Annotated in this window: 4 protein-coding genes and 1 pseudogene; all 5 read right to left on the bottom strand. The window is 64.6% G+C overall.

Annotated features, from left to right (window positions below; genetic code table 11):
• A partial coding sequence (locus tag EN984_RS29050; protein WP_245480137.1) for a molybdopterin-binding protein occupies positions 1-305 on the bottom strand: 305 nt, incomplete at its 3' end.
• Positions 292-1,191: a 4-(cytidine 5'-diphospho)-2-C-methyl-D-erythritol kinase gene (locus tag EN984_RS29055; RefSeq protein WP_127384142.1), complete on the bottom strand. Its 900-nt coding sequence runs from the start codon at positions 1,189-1,191 to the stop codon at positions 292-294. The genes EN984_RS29050 and EN984_RS29055, both read right to left, overlap by 14 nt.
• 26 nt (positions 1,192-1,217) lie before the next feature.
• On the bottom strand, positions 1,218-1,403 hold the full coding sequence (locus EN984_RS29060; protein ID WP_023808667.1) for a membrane protein: 186 nt from the start codon (positions 1,401-1,403) through the stop codon (positions 1,218-1,220).
• Between the two features lie 128 nt (positions 1,404-1,531).
• The gene (locus EN984_RS29065) at positions 1,532-2,395 is read right to left on the bottom strand and encodes a S49 family peptidase (RefSeq protein ID WP_127272776.1); all 864 of its coding nucleotides are present in this window, start codon (positions 2,393-2,395) and stop codon (positions 1,532-1,534) included.
• Between the two features lie 79 nt (positions 2,396-2,474).
• Positions 2,475-2,916, bottom strand: a pseudogene (locus tag EN984_RS29070) (methyltransferase); the annotation flags it as partial.

Consider the following 2,916-nt stretch of genomic DNA (forward strand, 5'->3'; position numbering starts at 1 on the left):
TCCATGCGCTTTTCGAAGATCGGCTCCAGCGCGTCCGGCGTCACGTCACGGCCTGTGAAGCCGGTACCGCCGGTGGTGATGACGACATCGATATTCTTGTCCTGTGACCACGCCAGAACCGTGTCGCGGATTTTCTCGCGGTCGTCGGTGACGATATCGCGGGCCGCCAGCAGATGGCCGGCCTCGGTGATGCGGTCGGCCAGCGTCTGGCCGGATTTGTCGTCGGCGAGGCTGCGCGTGTCCGAAACGGTCAGCACCGCGATGCGCACGGGAATGAAGGAGCGGCTCTCGTCAATTCTGGCCATCTGCGCCCTCCGATGCGATGGTGCGCGTCGCCGCGACGAACCAGTCGGGCTGGCGGCCGCGGATCTCGGCAGCGGCACGCTTGGCGACATTGCCGGTCTCGAACAGGCCGAAGCAGGTGGCGCCGGACCCGGACATCCGTGAAAAACCCGATCCGGCCTTGTTCAGCCAGGAAAGCGCCCTGCCGATGGCGGGCTGCATCGCTAGCGCCGCGGGCTCGAGATCGTTGCGAGTAATCTCCAGCCAGTTGCGCAGGCTGTGAAAATCGATGCCGCGCGGCAGGGGCGGCAAGGCCTCATTGTCGCGCCGCGAAAGCGCTGCAAAGACATCCGCCGCCGACACCGGGGTGCCTGGATTGACCAGCACCAGGCCAAGCGCCGAAAAATCCGGCACCATCGACAGTTCATCCCCGATGCCGCGCGCTACCAGCGGCTTTGCCGCCAGGCACATCGGCACATCGGCGCCAAGCGAAAGGCCGATCCGCGCCAGCTCTGCGCCGTCGATGTCCAGCGCCCATGTCTCCACCAGCCCGCGCAGCACGGTCGCCGCGTCGCTCGAACCGCCGCCGACGCCGGAGGCAACCGGCAGGTTCTTTTCGAGCCGGATGGCAACCGGCGGTGTTCTCTCGTGCCCGGCTGTCTGCCGCAGGGCATCGCGCGCCCTAAGCACAAGATTGCTTGCGTCGACTGGAACGGCCGGTGCGTAGCGGCCGGACACGGCAAACTCATCGCTGTCGGCGGGCGCGATTTCGACCCTGTCGCCAAAACGCGTGAACACCGCTAGGCTTTCTATCAGATGATAGCCGTCAGGGCGCCTGCCGGTGACATGCAGCGCAAGATTGATTTTGGCGTACGCAGGCCAAGTGCGCACACCGAAAGCGGTGTCCACTGCGTTTGATGTAAGCGAAATGATGGTCAGTCCTTGGCCAGTCGGTATTCGCCGGTCTTCGGATCCTTGACCAGCGTTCCGATCGCGCCGTTGGCCGTCTGCTTTTCTGTGCGCCGCACCTTGGCGGTCACGCGCTCGGCTTCCCTAATGAAGGTGCGGTAGCCGAAATAAGCGGCAACGCCAACGACGGCGAAGAAAATGATCTGCGGCATGCCAAAACTCCTCCCACGCTGGGCCGGCGAAGGCGGCCGGTCGGGTCGGTTGATGCATGTCGACCCGGTTTTGGGGACACGACATGCATGAAACTCAAGCTCTCATGCTAGACGGTTTTGCCGGGTTTTCAAAGCCCGAAGCGAGACCACAATGCGCGCTCTTCCGCCGCATCGATCACGCCGCTGGCGGCAGCGGCTACGATATCGGGCGCTGAAAAGCCCTTGCTTGAGCCGAACAGGCCGAAGCGGCTAAGAAAACCGCGCGGTGTCGTGATCAGCCTGAGCTGGGTTTTCGCCCCGAAACGGGTCTTGAGCACAGTGCGCATGTCGCCGAGCGCATCGACCAGACCGAGTTCGAGGCCCTTGATGCCGGTCCAGAACAGGCCGGTGAACAGGTCCGGGTCGTCCTTCAGTTTCGTGCCGCGCCGCTCCTTGACGAGGTCGATGAAGGTTGCGTGCACCTCGAGCTGCAGCGCCTTCAGCCGTTCGACATCTTCCTTCTTCTCGGGCTTGAACGGATCGAGCACCGCCTTGTTCTGGCCGGCGGTGTGGACACGGCGCTCGACACCGATCTTTTTCATCAGTTCAGGGAAGCCGAACGAGGCCGATACCACGCCGATCGAACCGACGATGGACGACGGATCGGCGAAGATCTCGTCACCGGCGACCGCGATCATGTAGCCGCCCGACGCCGCGACATCCTCGACGAAGACCAGTACCTTTTTGTTCTTTTCCGTGGCCAGGTCACGGATGCGCTTGAAGATCAGCCGAGACTGCACCGGCGAGCCGCCCGGCGAATTGATCGAGATGGCGACCGCCGGCGCGTCGTAGGAGAACGCCTTCTCGATGAGGCCGGCGGTGGAAGCCAGCGACAGGCTCGGCCGAAACTGGCCACCGCCTGCCATGATGGTGCCGTGCAGCCGGATCACCGGAATGGTGACGACGGTGGAGCGCCAGGATTTCGGCAGCAGGCGGTTGATAAGGCGTTTCACGAGGGCGCGGTCTCCGGTCGGTGGGTTGCAGGCATGTAGGGATTTCCCGGCCAACGGCAATGTCGCCGGGCAGAATAGCTCAATCTCCGAACAGCGAGGCGAGGCCGTTGGTGATCATTTCGCTGCGCTCGTCGGGGCCGTTGCCTGACTGCGTGTGGAGCATTAGGGGCGGGCGTATGGCAAGCTTTCCCCGCGCCCCGAGCGCTGCCCGCACGACGATGCGGATCGCCGCCGCATCGGGACGAGGGTGGACGGCGAGCATCTCGGCATCGCCGAAGCGGCCGGCGATCGCATCGAGAATGGCGCCGAGCTGTTCGGGCCGGGCGATTACGGCGAGCCCGCCGCGCGGCCTCACCACCGCCGCCGCACTTCTGATCCAGCTCTCGAACAGCCCGTCCTCCATGACATGGGCTTCCTTTCGCAGGCGATCCGATGTGGCGCGGTCCCGGGGGGCATTGAAAGGCGGGTTCATGATGACGAAGTCGAAGTCGTTGTCGGCGAGGCCGGCGGCCGCCCGCGCC

It is taken from the genome of Mesorhizobium sp. M7A.F.Ca.CA.004.12.1.1, from assembly GCF_003997835.1.
Taxonomy (GTDB): domain Bacteria; phylum Pseudomonadota; class Alphaproteobacteria; order Rhizobiales; family Rhizobiaceae; genus Mesorhizobium.